The following is a 14,764-nucleotide window of genomic DNA, read 5'->3' as shown; positions in this document are numbered from 1 at the left end:
TGACTCCTATTAGCTGAAATCCGACGGCAATCTCGGGGCTCATCGACGACCGTCGAACGACTGCACTGACCCCAGGAATCGACAAGACCGCCATGTCGGCTCCCCTAGACTGGGAACGACGAAACGAGGTACTTACTGTGAAGCAGATCAACGTTGTTGGTGCGGTAATTCTAAGAGACGGTCAAGTTCTCTGTGCCCAGCGTGGCCATGGCAGTGCGCTAGGAGGCTTGTGGGAGTTCCCGGGCGGAAAAATAGAATCCGGCGAATCTCCCAGAGAGGCCCTTGAGCGAGAAATCGTGGAAGAACTCCAATGTCAGGTGGAAGTGGGCGCGGAAATCACGACCACTGCTCACAAGTACGACTTCGGAATCGTGAGACTCACAACTTTCTACTGCGAACTCGTGATGGGAGAGCCGAGGCTTACTGAGCACGCAGATGTTTTGTGGCTCGCGCCGGAAAAACTCGAAATCTTGACGTGGGCCCCTGCTGACATTCCTGCGGTAGAAATCATTAAGTCTTCCCTCACAAAAAATGGTTGATTTTCACTGGGCTCCGGCTTCAGCTGTCCTAGAACAAGATATACGGTTCGGATACCTGAATCGAAAACTTCCGACAACTAGACACTTTAGCCCGGAGATTGTTTTTAATACCCCGGACAATACTATGCTTAGGGTTCTGAGACAGAATCTAAAGAATTGTACATCGTTCACCTTTTCGGTGGCCTTTGTATCACCTCGCGCCATTGCTCTCCTCAAACAGGAACTCGCCGAATTTAGCGGCACTGGACGAATAATTACGTCAGACTATCTGGGGTTCAACTCGCCAGACGCATTCTCAGAGCTTCTCAATTTGGCCAGGCCGAACAAGCTGTCACATGGCTCCATTGACGTCCGCTTGCACCATCGCAGTGACTTCCACCCCAAAGGGTATGTTTTCCAACATGCGGACAATGTCACCGCGATCCTGGGAAGTTCTAACCTGACCGAGAACGCTCTTGTCAGGAACCACGAGTGGAATCTCAAAGTCGCCGCCTCCCATAACAGCGACCTCGCAGCACAAATCCAAGAGCTGCTGGAATGTGAGATAAAGGATTCAGACGCTCTTACATCCGACTGGATCGAACAGTACAGAACGTCTTATCGCCCGCCACGCGAAGTTTCCCATTCAGGAAATCGAACAGGCACAAGTCGAACTGAGTTTGCGAGCGAATCCACCGAAGCAGGCACGTCACCGTTCTCGTCTGCTGAGGACCAGGCAACCCTCACGACGATAGTTCCCAACGCTATGCAGCTGACCGCTTTGAGGGCTATTCAAGCAATGCGGTCAGCGGGGGCCTCCAAAGCACTGGTAATCTCCGCGACAGGAACCGGTAAGACGATTCTATCCGCCCTAGATGTCCGTCAGGTGAATCCTGCGCGCATGCTTTTTGTTGTGCACAGAGAGCAAATTATCGACAAAGCCATCAATGAGTTCCAACGAGTGTTAGGCTCGGCAGGGACCGACTTTGGCAAACTTTCAGGCAGTTCGAAGAATCTCCATACTAAGTATGTGTTCGCGACGATACAGACTCTTTCGCGTCCCGATGTCTTGGAGCATTTCGAACGGGACACTTTTGATTACATTCTCATCGACGAAGTTCACCGTGCTGGAGCCGGCAGCTATCGCCGGATACTCGAACATTTCAGTCCCAAATTTCTTCTGGGCGTTACAGCCACGCCAGAGCGATCTGACGGGACAAACATATACGAGCTCTTCGATTTCAACGTCCCCTACGAGATTCGGCTGAACCATGCCCTAGAAGAAGGAATGTTGAGCCCATTCCATTACTACGGTATTGCCGACTTTGAGTTAGACAATGGGACTGTATCGGAGGATCTTCCCTCGCTCGCTGGGCTTGCTAGTGGAGACCGCGTCAGTCACCTTATTGACGCGATCTCGTTGTATGGGCAGGCCGGAGTTCCTCCGCGGGGACTCATCTTCTGCAGCACAAAAGACGAAGCCGCCAGCCTTGCCGGACAGCTCAACCAGCGAAGACTCCGTGGACGACCTCTCAGGACCGTTGCTTTGACAGGCGAGGATTCCATTTCACGTCGCGAGGAACAGGTGGAGCGTCTCGAACGTGGCGAATTGGACTACATCCTTACTGTTGACATCTTCAATGAAGGAGTCGACATTCCGTCCATCAACCAGGTAATCATGCTTCGGCAGACCCAGTCTGCAATTGTCTTCGTTCAACAGCTTGGCAGGGGATTAAGAAAGCACCCAGGCAAGGAATATGTTGTTGTCATAGATTTTATCGGTAACTACGCAAAAAATTATCTTATTCCAGTGGCCTTATTTGGCGACGAATCACTCAACAGAGAGTCGCTCCGACAAAATCTCATCGCTGCTGAGGAGAGTGGCGTACTTCCAGGGCTTTCTAGTGTGCGCTTCGATCGCATATCGCAGCATCGAGTACTTCAGTCTATCGTAGACACCAGACTCGATAGCATGCAGAACATTAAGCTCGCCTTTGACGGGCTAAAGAATCGGCTCGGCGGAATCCCACGGCTCAAGGACTTCTACCGTTTCGAATCCGTGGATCCCGTGCTCTTGGCAACGAAGACAGACAACTATCCTGCTCTTGTGTCACGACTCACGAAAACCTCTGGCGGCCTCACTCCGGCCCAACACCGTCTACTGACACTCTTGTCCCATGAGGTCCTACCCGCAAAGAGGCTCCATGAGACGGCTCTTTTGACAGCACTGCTCAAAACTAATCGACTCACAACGGAAGAGATCCAGGGCATATTCGAAGCAGAAGGGATTGCGGCCGATCTTCTGCATGTGCATAGCGCGGTTGGGTCACTGGCGGCTAGCTTCAGTACTGATAGTGAACGTAGCAAGTACACCGCAGCCGTCAAATGGGTTGACGATGAATCCGTCTGTTTAGGCTCAGAATTTTTCTATAACTACAAGACCTCCCGACTGTTTTCTGACAGCGTAGATGACCTCCTTGAGACGGCATACTCCCTCATCTTGGACAGGTACTCGGGTGGGGATCCGTTTGTGGTAGGAAAGCAGTATTCCCGCAAGGATGCCAGCCGACTGCTTTGTTGGCCTAAGAATTTCATGTCCACTATTTATGGTTATAAAGTCGACCGTTCGACGATGAGCTGCCCAATATTTGTCACTTATCATAAGGCGGAGGAAGTCACCGCGAGTACCGACTACGGTGACGAACTCCTCGATCATTCCACCATGAGATGGTTTACTCGGAGTAGACGGCGGCTAACTAGCGGTGAGGTTATACCGATTGTTAGCAACAGCGTTGCCATCCATGTTTTCGTCAAGAAAAATGACAACGACGGTGCCGACTTCTTTTATCTGGGTCGTGCGCATTCGGAGGATGCAATTGACACGACAATGCCAAGTGATGAGAGTCTGAGCGTCGTCCAGATGAACCTAAAATTTGAAAAACCAGTCTTGCCGGAAATTTACGACTACTTTGAACGCTCAATTACGGTGGAATGAGACACCAGGCAGCTCGTTCCCACGGTTTCGTCCTACGCCGCCGACGTTTGGCATTAGTCTGCCCACAAACGAGTTACAGACGAGCCTGTTGTCGTATGCCGCCTGACTACCCAAGGAATCACTTAGTTCAACCATGGCCACTCGATTGCCGGGGGAGCGTGTCCAGACGGGCGGTCATGTCCTCGGGAAGCTGCGCGACGGGCAGTAGAAGGTTGTGGTTGTAGAATCCGTGTTTATCGGTGCCACTGCTGCTGCCCTTTCCAAAGAAACTCTGCATTCAACCTTGGAGTGGCGACGAAACATCTGCGGCTCAACATAGGGATCCGACAAGCCGCACCCCCGCTTGACCCCAACGAACGCTGCTGAGTTACAGCACCAAAGCAGTGTGGCACTCGCATGTTGGCGGGTCCCACTCCTGCTTCAATCCAACGGCGTGCTAAATCACCCCAACCCACCGGCAGACTCCCGACCGCCATATCCATGATGTTCAACCCCTCATTCACCAGCGCACTCCCCTGCGGCAGCGTCACACTCGCCAGCTCGAACGCCGGAGGAATGTTGATCTTCGTGGCAAACGAGCCGGGTCATCAACGCGCACAACCGTCGAAGGCCCACGGTTGTAGGCCTGCGTGTGCCGCTGGTGGTAGACCGACGAGGCCACCACAACACTCGTATCCGTAGCAACCCCAGAGCGCCCATTCGGCAGCTTAGTAATGACCTGCCGGCTCTGGCCGTTTGTGAATTTGCAGGGTCGCGATTCCGGACGAGACACTACCAGTGGGGAGCCCGGTCGCCATCAAAATCCGCCCGCGCCCAGAAGGCGCCACTTCCTGCCCCCAGCCTTCAAAGTATCCGGCATCCCTACAGCCGTACGATGCCAAACCGACTGCACACCAAACGCCGAATACCGCTCGCCCGAGACAAGCCCAGCCGCAGCCAAGGCCGCCTCCGAAAACGTCCGCCGATCCGCAGTAACAGCCCCATTCCGAAGATTCGCCGCACTAGCCAGGCTCTCTCCAGCAGTGGAGTAGTTTCAAACTTCTCGTGTCTACGCCTTCGGGTTAAACACGCCGCGGCCAGACCATGCCGCCAGATCACGTGGTCAAGCTTTCGCGCTTCTGTTGGATAGAGCTTAGCGACGTGGGCTATCAAGCCGGCCGCTTCCTTCGGCGTAATCTGCCTTCCGTCCAGGTCAGCGTGTTCCTCGATGAAGCGAATCACCATTCGATCGGGCTTTACAGACCGCAGACCCACAAGGATAAGCAGGTAGTTGTACGTCACTCCAGAGGACTGACTCGGAAGGCGTAACCATGCCTTCTTGATCCTTCTCAGCTCCGGATCTTCAAGGAACTCCGTCCGCACATCCGCAGCGGTTTCAACAGCACCACCTTCAAGAGAAGCCAACGCCAAAGCTGCGCGGTAGACAACCTCGGCCTTGAGAAGTGCACAGGCATGTGTGTGTGCTGGCTTGCGATTGTTGACAGCTTCCGCCCATCCGCTGCTTCCACCAACAGCCTCAAACGACGTCAGCAGTTCCGGGCTCCATCAGTATTTGGCTCACCGCCTTGGGCCTGTCTCATCGCCCGGTAGGCCGTGACAACATTGACGACGCTTGAGTAGTGCGCTCCAGTCGAGAAGATGGAGTCGATGATGCAGAGAGCAAGACTGTCGGGATACCCGTCCGCTTCAATCCACGTAGATTCGTCTTCGAAAATGGTCCGGCACACGTCCCAGTTTTACCGCTGCTGAGCGGAGTTCAGTGGTCATGGATGGACTCTAACAACTGCCGTGACGTTCCGCCTTTACGACATTTCGGCCCGTCCGAAATGTCGTCAGAACACCGAACGCGGACATGACGGAGCGGATTGAAAGCCCATTCGATCCACCAATATCTGGGAGTTTGGACGCGCAGGTCACAAAGCACTCGCTGCTCTGAGTGAAATGTCATGACATGGATGTTGGATATTTAGCAGGTCGGGCGGCCGGTGGTTTCCCCCAAATGGGAACCACCAGCCACCCATCTCCACGTTGTCCGGGACTCTAACTAACGGGAGCTTTAGCTGGGCGCAATCGTCCAGTCGCCGCTCGACGTGACCTGCACGAAGCCCGGCCCGGTCAACTTGACGGTACCGGTATACGAGCCAATGGTGTTCACGGCAAGCTCTGACCGGCTTCCGCCATAGCCCTGAACAACAAAATTCCGCTCACCGACATACGTGATTGCCGCCTTCGTTGACTTTCCAGCGAGAAGAATCACTTGGTCGCCGTGACCACTGACGGGCCCTGTCGTCGAGGGAATCGTAGTGATATCTGCCACAGTCAGCGACCAACTACCTTGAGCATTAATCGTGAACTCTGAAGTGGTCGAACCGCTGGAAGTATCAACAATGTGAGTTCCCGTATAGGAACCGATTGTGTTGACCAAAAGACTATCTCGCCCATTTGTTTTCAACACGGTATTGCGGCTGCACGGATCACATGTGAATGTCACAATTGCAGGTGCCCCAGAGAGGGAAGCTGCTACGACATCATCTCCAACACCGCTGAATGTTTGGGTTGCAACCTTTGGTGCCGCAGGGGCAGGCGGCGCTGTCGTCTTTGCGGCAGACGGTGTCGATGAGGGCTTGGGCACAGAAGTAGCAGTCGCCGAGGGCTGCTTCGCCGGTTCCGAGTTCGCAGACGGCGAGGTGGCTGGAACTGGTACTGCTGCTGGCAACGTGGCGGCCCCGCGTGTTGCGTTCAAGGCAATACTGACTACTATGAACGCCGCCGTGACGATGAGAGCGACAACTTTGTGTTTGTCATAGCCTTCGAGAGGCCGGCGGTATTTGTCCGTCTGTTTGTTGGCAAGTACGAGTATGAGATCTACGAGCGCCCATACTCCCAAGCCTCCGAAAGTCAGAAGTTTTGCGATACCGGTTCCGACTTTGCCCAAGTAGAACCTGTCCACCCCAAAAACACCAACCAGCAGGGAAAGAATCCAAGTCACGAGGAACGACTTCTGCGGTGGGTGGGGCTGGAATTGCTGATATGGCACTTGAGGAGCATGGTAGGCCTGGTTCGCAGGGGAAGGGACATGCCCTTGCGACTGCGGAGCCTGATAACTGCCTGGTCCGGCTGGGGTAGACCCCTCGGATGGGTTTGGAGGCCTATAACCTTCTGGATTCTGACTCATGAGGGTTCCTTTCGGCGCCTTTTTTTGGGCACAGAAAACAATGCGAATGGGTTTGATGCGCGCGAAATGCCTTAGATCTTTGGCAGTAAACCTGCCGAATGGTCACGACGATGCGTCGATTTAGTACCCCCGTAACGCTCCCCAAGGCGCCGAGCCGTGCGCTCGGTAATCGGATATTACATGGCTTTGGAATATTGGCAAGCAAGATGTGGGTTTGTGTCTTCGAGTCGGAGTAAGTGAACTTACTGCCTCACTTGTGTCGCTCTGAAAACGACTGCGGCAACATAGCCCGGAACATAAATCAAGCCCTTCCTGAGGACCTTCTCGACCGAGTAGCGTAACAAATGTGCGGCGTGTTTGTTGAACCTTACACTTTCACTGGTGCTCGCACTCCGCGAGCGAAATGGGGGCGACGGCATTAGTTCGTCGGAATTGAAATGGGGAATCTTGAAAAAATCCATCCTTGTCTTGGCTTTGTCGTGCCTTGCGCTTGCTGGCTGTGCAGGAGCACCTGCGGCTACTCCGGCTGTCACGCAGACTGTGACCGAAATTGCCACGGCAACAGCCACGGTAACGGCTACGTCAACGCCTGCTCCGGTCGTGACGCCTGCCGCAGCCATCCCAACGCCCGCAGCAACGACAGCGGTCATTCCTGCAAATGTGGCTGGAATGAACGCGGAGGCGCTCGACGATGAACTGCAGGCTCTCGGATTCAAGAAAGTCGTCTACAACGCCGACACCGGCAAGACCGTCATTTTGCTCAGCAACTGGACTGTCACCGGCATCGATAACGCCGGCATGGAACAGGCGACCAGCAAAGCTGTCGTCGTGCACGTGACTAAGTAATAGGCCTACTCCAGCAACTCATGGCTGATGGTGCCATGGACTAAGTTGCAGATCCGAGAACAGAGCAGAGGGGGCCCCGCACGTTGGCGGGTCCCCCTCCTGCCTCAATTCAACGGCGCTAAATCACCCCAGCCCCACCGGCAGATTCCCCACGGAGATATCCATGATGTTCAGCCCCTCATTCACCAGCGCACTCCCCTGCGGCAGCGTCACACTCGACAACTCGAACGCCGGAGGAATGTCGATCTTCGTGGCAAACACGCGCGCCGGCTCATCCACGCGCACAACGGTCGAGGGCCCACCGTTGTAAGCCTGCGTGTGCCGCTGATGATAGGCCGACGAGGCCACCACAACACTCGTATCTGAAGCCACACCAGTGAGCCAGTTCGGCAGGTTCAGGGTGATCTGCCTGCTCTGGCCATTCGTGAAATGCACCGTCGCGATTCCGGATGACACACCACCGGTGGAGAACCCGGTCACCAGCAAAGTCCGCCCGCGGCCGGAGAGAGCCACTTCCTGCCCCGCAGCCTTCAAAGTGTCCGGCGTCCCAACAGCGGTCGGATGCCAAATGGACGAGACACCAAACGCCGAATACTTCGCACCAGAGACAAGCCCAGCCGCAGCCAACGCCTCCTCCGAGAACGTCCGCCGATCCGAAGTAACAGCCCCATTCCGAGGATTCGCTGCACTCGCCACCGACGTCTGGTTCACCAGCGCCCCCAAAGGCAAAGCAGAAGCAGCAACACCCGGCCCCTGGTAGGCGCCAACATTCGGAACAGAAGAGGCACCCGAGGTGGGGTTCCCGAAGAAGTCCCTGCCGCCGTCGTCGGCTACAACCACGCCAGCCCCAAGCAAAGGCGACCCCGACAACAGCCGGTACCCCGGCACATCCAGGGAAGTCTGCCCACTGCCGCCAGCCACCAACCGAGGGTCACCCAACACCGAACCCGTTTCGCCGGCGGGCGGCACAATGCCCCCGAAGTATGCGTTGTTCGCATACACAGCCGACGCGGTTTTCAAACCACTGCCCGGTGCCACGAAGAGGTTGTTGCGGACCTCGCGCGGGCCGGTCATGTCGTCCAGGAACGTGCGCGACGGGCAGTAGAAGGTGTTGTTGTAGATGTAGTGCTTGCCGGTGCCGCTGCTGCTGCCGCCCATTCGGCAGTCGTCCTGGGCGATGTTGTAGCGGAGGATGACGTTGGCCGAGGTGGCGCCGCCCGCGCAGTTGGAGATGCAGTTGAGGTAGAAGCCGCCCGCGTTCCCGTACGAGTAGTTGTACTGGAAGGTGCAGGTGCCCACCACGTTGATGTCGCAATCCCAGGCGGTGGAGTCGTACGTGGACGTGACGCTGTTGCCCACCACGTTGTGCTGGAACAGGGTGTTGCGGGAGTTGTACGGCCACATTCCGGCGAAGTTGCCCGCGATGAACGGGTACTTGCCCATCCCCAGGTTCAGCCCGCTGTTGTGCTCCACCAGCGGCGCGTCCGAGTTGTGCACCACGATCGCGTCGCCGCCAACCTCGTGAATCGAGTTGTGCCCGATGTACACGTTGCGGTGATACAGCGAGGTATCGCCAGCCAGCTTGATGCCGCCAGCACCGGCGTCGTTGACCTCGTTACCCGTGATCGTGATGCCGTTGTAGGCCCCCGAACCGCCCTGCACCTGGACCATGATCCCGGCGGACAGCGGGAACTCGGCACTGCGGGGCCCGGTCTTGTTCGACCAGCCAGCCACGTCCTCCACGTGGTTATCCGTGATCACCACCCCTGCTTGCGCGAACGTCGTGGTGGTGTTGAACAGGATGCCCACGCGGCGTCCCAGCTCCGCCGACGGGTTGATCACGTGCAGCCGGCTCACGGTCCAGTGGCTGGCATTGGTGATCTGCACGGCAGCTACAGCGCCGCCGCCGTTGATGGTGGGCTTGTCGCCGTCGCCATAGCTCGCGACCGTAATCGGGTGGTCCGCGACGCCAGTACCGCCCGGCGTCAGCGCGCCGTCGCACGCGGTTCCGGCGCGGAACAGGATGGACTCACCCGCGGCGAACGCGCCATGGGCATTGACTTGGGCAGTCGAGTTGAACGGACTTTGCTCAGTGCCGTCTCCCGGCGCACTGGCCGAGCAGTCCACGAAGAATTTGGTGCTGCTGATCGTCACAATACTTGCCGGGGTCCTGCCGACGGATGGCGTCCCGAACGGCCCCGGTCCGCTGACGCCCAGCTCCGTGGCACCGCCTTTGGTATTCACCGGCACCACGAACGTCAGCGTTGCTACACCGCTCTGGTCAGCGGCACCACTGGTCACCTTCGCGCCACCCAGCGTCAGGGCCACTGCGCCCAGCGGCTGCAAATCACGCACGACGACGGTCGCCGGGGTCCCCGGAACAAGCGCACCGAGGTTGGTCTCACCTGAGGCCTCGAGACGCAGTGGTGCAGCGAGGAACTCGTCCGAGCAGTTGATCCTGGCATCGGCCCAGTCGGCGTGATCGTTGCCGTTCCCTTCCGGCCCGGCGTCCACCTTGAGCTGCAGCGTGGTCCCGCCCCTGAGATCCACGTTGACGGGCAGGGCCCCGTCGGTCCCCTTCCGCTCCCCCGCGAAGCGCTCCACGCCATCCACCAGGACCTTGAAGTCCACACGGCCGCGATCCCCCTGCGTATCGTCCACACCCACCTGGGAGAGGAACTGCCGGCACTGCCCGCCAAGGTTGTATGTGATGGACGACGCCGCATGGGTCCCGAGCCCCTTCGCGTACACCGTGCCGCCGATAGTCAGCGGCCTGCGGTTCACATCCCCCAAAGCCTGGCCGCCGTTGCTCATGTCCAGTTCAGCCGGTCCCCAACCGTTGGTCATGCTGGCCCAGGGAACGTCGCTGGCATATACGACGCCGGTGGGCGGCGGTGGTAGTTCAGCTGCGGTTGCTGCCGGGCTGGCTGCGACTCCGGCAGCTACCAGCGTCGCCCCTATGAGCGCTGCGGATGCGGCGGTTGCGGCCAGACGCCTGGCCAAGGTTTGTGGATGCAAGTGAGGCTCCTCATTGAGTGGGTTTCCTCAAGGAGTTTCTTGCGGTTGCACTGCGGAGGGCAACGAAATGCACAGGACTGAACACGCGAGCGCAGCGCCCTTACAGCCTCACCTTGTAAACGTGGTGGGTGGATTCAACGGGGAAGTCATCCGTGAACTTCCCGTCCTTGACGGCGATGGTGCGGTTCTCGTTCACCACTTCAATCGTCTTGGCAGTGACTCCCGCAGGCAGGGTGAAGGTCCGCTGCCCAGTCTGTGCATCCTGCGTCATAGCGAAAATGTACGCGGCCCCGTTGTAGGCCTTCAGCATCGTGTCCAGCCCCTCACCGAAGTTCCACACATAGCTTTGCGTGTTCAGAACCGTCGCCAGAGCCTTCACTTCCGCGTTGACCTCACCCATGGCCTGCACCTGATCCCGGGAGCAGGCGCTGTTGTGGATGCGGACATCAGCCAGCGCATTCCCAGACATGCAGGGGTTATCGTCGCCACCCCCAGGTGACTGCGTGAACCACACAATCCCGCGCGACTCGTGAATGAGCATCGCCCACACTTGGGCCTTCACCCTGTCCGGTGTCATCTGGTCGGATAAATCATGCTCACCTTCGGGGCTCAGCACGGTCGGGACCATCCAGATGGGCGAGTACACACCTCTCGCGGCGTTGACCTCCTGCATCACCTGCATGGCCTTCGCGTACGCGGACGACGTCTGGCAGGTAGCCGTCGTCGTCGGGTTGTATCCCTGGGGTGTGCGGAGCCGCCAATCGCGGCAGGCACCGGCGTAGTAATAGTTGGACGTCGAGGACACGTCCACGGTCTCCCAATAGCGCGTAGTGATGTCCATTGGCGCGTCGTAGCTGATGAGCGATGGAGTCCAGTTGGCGTAGGTAAAGCGGCCCTCCTCTTTAGCCTTCAGCTCTTCGACCGTACGCTTCATGTGGGCTACGCCCTCATCCCAGCCAAACCTGCCATCCACCTCATCGTCGATGAAGTTGCCCGGGAGCTGCCCCCAGTCATCCGGTGCGTTCTTCACTTTCATTAGCGAGAACATGCCGTGCTGGTCGAAGAGCGCATAATCGGTGTCCGGATTCAATTGGACGTAGAAGTTGATGCCATGCGCTTTGTCGAACTGCATCTGCTCGCCATTCGCTGATGCGTACCAAACTCCGATGGGGAAGAATCCCGGGTCGTCCCACCCTGCGGCGTCGGCTTTGCTGAACTTCTTATAGAAATCGGGACCACCATCCCAGGGAATCCTGGGGAGTTTGGCCAAGGCCGCCGGAGGCGTTGCGGCTGGCGAGCCGGTGGATGAGGCAGACGCCGATCCCGTAGGGGCTCCGGAGGTAGCGGACGAGTTCGACGGCGGGGCGTTTGGGTCCGCTGTTGCCGTGCAGCCGGAGAGCAACAGGACGGCAACCGCTGCTGCCGCTGTGAAGTAGCGAACCCGCCTCATGGCTCCTCGATTCCGTCCCGACCGGTGAAACCTGAATGTCTATAGGATGACAGGGCTTTCCCCCAGCCCCTAACAAAACTTTGGCGATCCAGCTAAGCTCCGATCCATCGTGTGATGGCTATGTTGCTAATGGGGGTAACAGTGATGTTCCGATCAAGGTCGACTACTCATGGACGGCGCACTTCTCATGCACTGCGGAGGGTTCGAAGCCGGAGACGCCCGCATTTCCTTGGCGCAGCTGCGGCCATGGTTGCAGTCTTTTTCTTAGGCATCGCGGTGGTTCCGGCACAAGCAGACCAACCCACCACCCGCGCTTCCAGCGTCCCCAGCAACAACTGGGATTACGTCAGCATCAATACCAGCTACTTTCACGACGTTCTTGCCCGTGACACAGCAGGTGATCTCTGGGTGTATCCAGGTGACGGCCTTGGCGGCTGGAAGAAGCCCCGTTTCAAGATGGGCGAGGGCTGGAACGTCATGACCGCAATCGTTGGTCCGGGCAAGTTCCAAAGCGAGTTCACGGACGACCTCCTCGCCAGGGACACAAACGGCGATTTGTGGCTCTACCCTGGCACGGGAGGCGGAAGTCTCAAGCCCCGCATGCACGTAGGTGTGGGCTGGAACGTTATGACTGCTTTGGTGGGGCCTGGGGACTTCAACGGCGACTACATGGCAGATCTCATGGCCCGTGACGCGGAGGGCCGCCTCTGGTTGTATCCAGGAGACCATCGAGGCGGTTGGCTCCCCCGGTTCCAAATCGGTGAAGGCTGGAACGTGATGACGGCCCTTATTGGTCGCGGTGATTTCAACGAGGACCGGAAAATGGACCTCCTCGCACGGGACACCAGCGGCCGACTTTGGCTCTACCCCGGAAACGGCACTGGTGGGTGGCTGCCGCGGATGCAAGTCGGCGAAGGCTGGAACACCATGACGGCGATCATCGCCACCGGCAATTTCGACAACAACTACGAGGGGTATGCGCAGATCATCGCCCGGGATACCAACGGCGTACTGTGGCTCTACCCCGGCATCGGAAGCCGCCATCTGGAGCCGCGCAAACAGATCGGAGAGGGCTGGAACGTCATAACGGCGCTGGTCTGATCTATCCAACCAAGTACTGAATCTGAGGAAGACTCGCTCGGCAGCCGTTTTATCCGCCGGACCTCCAGCTGCGCTCATGAAGCCGTTCAACGCCGTCGAGAAGGAGATCCAGGGCGAACTCAAACTCAAACTGGTCGTCGCAACCGTGGCCTACTACTGACGCGTCGTCGTGGGCTGCGGCCAGGGCGATCTTCAGTAAGTGGGGATGGCTCTCGGCCATGTGCTGAATCATCGCTATCTGCGCATCAGGGGTGATTACGGCTGGCTCCCGTCCTTCTGAGTCGTCAAACACTTCCTGGGTGAATCCCCACATGCGGCTGCCCAAAGCGTGCATGACGTGATGGGTGAGGTCGGGGGTAAGCCCGCCAGCCAGAAACAGCCCGGCAAGGGTGTCCATGTACTCCAGCACAGCCGATGTTGTGTTTGTTCTGGTCTCGATCACAGAACGAGCCCACGGATGCACCATGAGTGCCCGTCGCGCAGAGAGCACTCTCAGCCGGACAGCACTCTTCCAATCTGCATCGCGGACCGGGGGGTCGATCTCCCGCACAATGGTGTCCACCATCTGGTCGAGGAGTTCCTCCTTGTTGGCCACGTGTTTGTAAAGCGCCATTGGTACGACGCCAAGGTCCTGAGCGAGTCGTCGCATGCTGAGCGCGTCAATGCCAGCCTCGTCTGCAAGTTCGACGGCGGCACGAAGCACGCGCTCCCGGTTCAGGGGTGAGCGCCGCGTGTCTGTTTGTTGGGTCATGAGTACGGCCCTCCATCCTGGATCGGTTCCGCCAAGTATTGACAGTGTGTACAGCGTACACCTAGGCTTCCTTTCATTGAGGTGTACGCCGTACACCTACGAGCCAAAGGCCAGGCCATGAGATCAGAAAGCTCCATCGCGGTGTTCCGAAGCCGCTTCCGCCGGGCGCAATGGCCGGTTCCCGCCGCATTGCTGTTCCTCAGTCTCATCCCGGTGATCGCCGGGGCGGCACGCCTTTCCGAACTGGCGGGCGGCGGGGCCGTAACAGCACAAAACGAGCGATTTTTCGATTCACCCATACCAGTGGTCACCCACATTGTTAGCGTTACCGTCTACTGCCTGCTCGGGGCCCTCCAGTTTGTCCCCTCGCTCCGCAACGCTCGGCGCAAGTGGCACCGGATGGCGGGCCGCATTCTCGTTCCAGTCGGCCTCCTTGCCGCACTCTCCGGCCTATGGATGTCCGTGTTCTACGCACTACCGGAGGGCGACGGCGAGGCCCTCCTGATTCTTCGCCTCATCTTCGGATCGGCCATGGCGGTAAGCATCATCCTCGGATTTCTAGCGGTTCGCCGTAGGGACTACGTGGCGCACAGTGCGTGGATGACCCGAGGCTACGCAATCGGTCTCGGCGCAGGAACACAGGCCCTCGTTTTCTTGCCTTGGATGCTTCTTGTCGGCCCTACGGACGAGGCGACCCGGGCGGTACTCATGGGGGCCTCCTGGGTTATCAACCTCGCGGTAGCCGAAATAGTCATTCGCCGACGGGCCGGCAAGTCCACGCCAGCGTCCCATCCTGAGAGCCGATCCCGCCAGACCTCCATGCGCCCCTCACGATAGCGGGCCGGCCCATCCCAGGCTGGCGACAAGGACCGCCCGGGTTGTCATTTCGGAAATTTCCGACATATCATCA

General features: G+C 58.1%; 9 protein-coding genes and 1 pseudogene. 5 read left to right on the top strand and 5 right to left on the bottom strand.

Features of this window, described 5'->3' with window-relative positions:
* The first annotated feature begins 137 nt into the window (after positions 1–137).
* Both ACZ5G6_RS06050 and ACZ5G6_RS06045 read left to right on the top strand, forming a co-directional pair.
* Complete coding sequence (locus ACZ5G6_RS06050) at positions 138–539, top strand: (deoxy)nucleoside triphosphate pyrophosphohydrolase (RefSeq protein ID WP_498690130.1); 402 nt, start codon at positions 138–140, stop codon at positions 537–539.
* Positions 540–717: 178 nt separating this feature from the next.
* The gene (locus ACZ5G6_RS06045; RefSeq protein ID WP_498690128.1) at positions 718–3,513 is read left to right on the top strand and encodes a DUF3427 domain-containing protein; all 2,796 of its coding nucleotides are present in this window, start codon (positions 718–720) and stop codon (positions 3,511–3,513) included.
* Positions 3,514–4,374: 861 nt separating this feature from the next.
* Here ACZ5G6_RS06045 and ACZ5G6_RS06040 read toward each other — a convergent pair.
* Positions 4,375–5,240 (bottom strand): annotated as a pseudogene (locus ACZ5G6_RS06040) (DUF8548 family protein).
* A 329-nt stretch (positions 5,241–5,569) separates the two neighbouring features.
* Positions 5,570–6,502 carry a TM2 domain-containing protein gene (locus ACZ5G6_RS06035; protein ID WP_498690126.1) on the bottom strand — a complete coding sequence of 311 codons (933 nt, stop codon included), beginning with the start codon at positions 6,500–6,502 and terminating at the stop codon, positions 5,570–5,572.
* A 633-nt stretch (positions 6,503–7,135) separates the two neighbouring features.
* Here ACZ5G6_RS06035 and ACZ5G6_RS06030 point away from each other — a divergent pair.
* The gene (locus tag ACZ5G6_RS06030) at positions 7,136–7,534 is read left to right on the top strand and encodes a hypothetical protein (protein WP_498690125.1); all 399 of its coding nucleotides are present in this window, start codon (positions 7,136–7,138) and stop codon (positions 7,532–7,534) included.
* Positions 7,535–7,657: 123 nt separating this feature from the next.
* On the opposite strand, the gene ACZ5G6_RS06025 is transcribed toward ACZ5G6_RS06030, so the two are convergent.
* Together ACZ5G6_RS06025 and ACZ5G6_RS06020 are read right to left on the bottom strand one after the other, a co-directional pair.
* Positions 7,658–10,552: an NPCBM/NEW2 domain-containing protein gene (locus ACZ5G6_RS06025; protein WP_498690123.1), complete on the bottom strand. Its 2,895-nt coding sequence runs from the start codon at positions 10,550–10,552 to the stop codon at positions 7,658–7,660.
* Between the two features lie 100 nt (positions 10,553–10,652).
* Positions 10,653–12,002, bottom strand: coding sequence for a hypothetical protein (locus tag ACZ5G6_RS06020; RefSeq protein WP_498690121.1), 1,350 nt, complete (start codon positions 12,000–12,002; stop codon positions 10,653–10,655).
* Positions 12,003–12,248: 246 nt separating this feature from the next.
* On the opposite strand from ACZ5G6_RS06020, the gene ACZ5G6_RS06015 reads away from it, so the two are divergent.
* Complete coding sequence (locus ACZ5G6_RS06015; RefSeq protein WP_498690119.1) at positions 12,249–13,103, top strand: FG-GAP repeat domain-containing protein; 855 nt, start codon at positions 12,249–12,251, stop codon at positions 13,101–13,103.
* 49 nt (positions 13,104–13,152) lie between these two features.
* Here ACZ5G6_RS06015 and ACZ5G6_RS06010 read toward each other — a convergent pair whose 3' ends face one another.
* A complete protein-coding gene (locus tag ACZ5G6_RS06010; RefSeq protein WP_498690116.1) occupies positions 13,153–13,854 on the bottom strand; it encodes a TetR/AcrR family transcriptional regulator in 702 nt (233 codons plus the stop codon).
* 117 nt (positions 13,855–13,971) lie between these two features.
* Here ACZ5G6_RS06010 and ACZ5G6_RS06005 point away from each other — a divergent pair, with 117 nt between their 5' ends.
* On the top strand, positions 13,972–14,691 hold the full coding sequence (locus ACZ5G6_RS06005) for a DUF2306 domain-containing protein (RefSeq protein ID WP_498690113.1): 720 nt from the start codon (positions 13,972–13,974) through the stop codon (positions 14,689–14,691).
* The last annotated feature ends 73 nt before the right edge of the window (positions 14,692–14,764 follow it).

This window comes from Arthrobacter sp. TmtSoilC51, from assembly GCF_055388015.1.
This window is presented reverse-complemented; position numbering and strand designations above follow the sequence as displayed.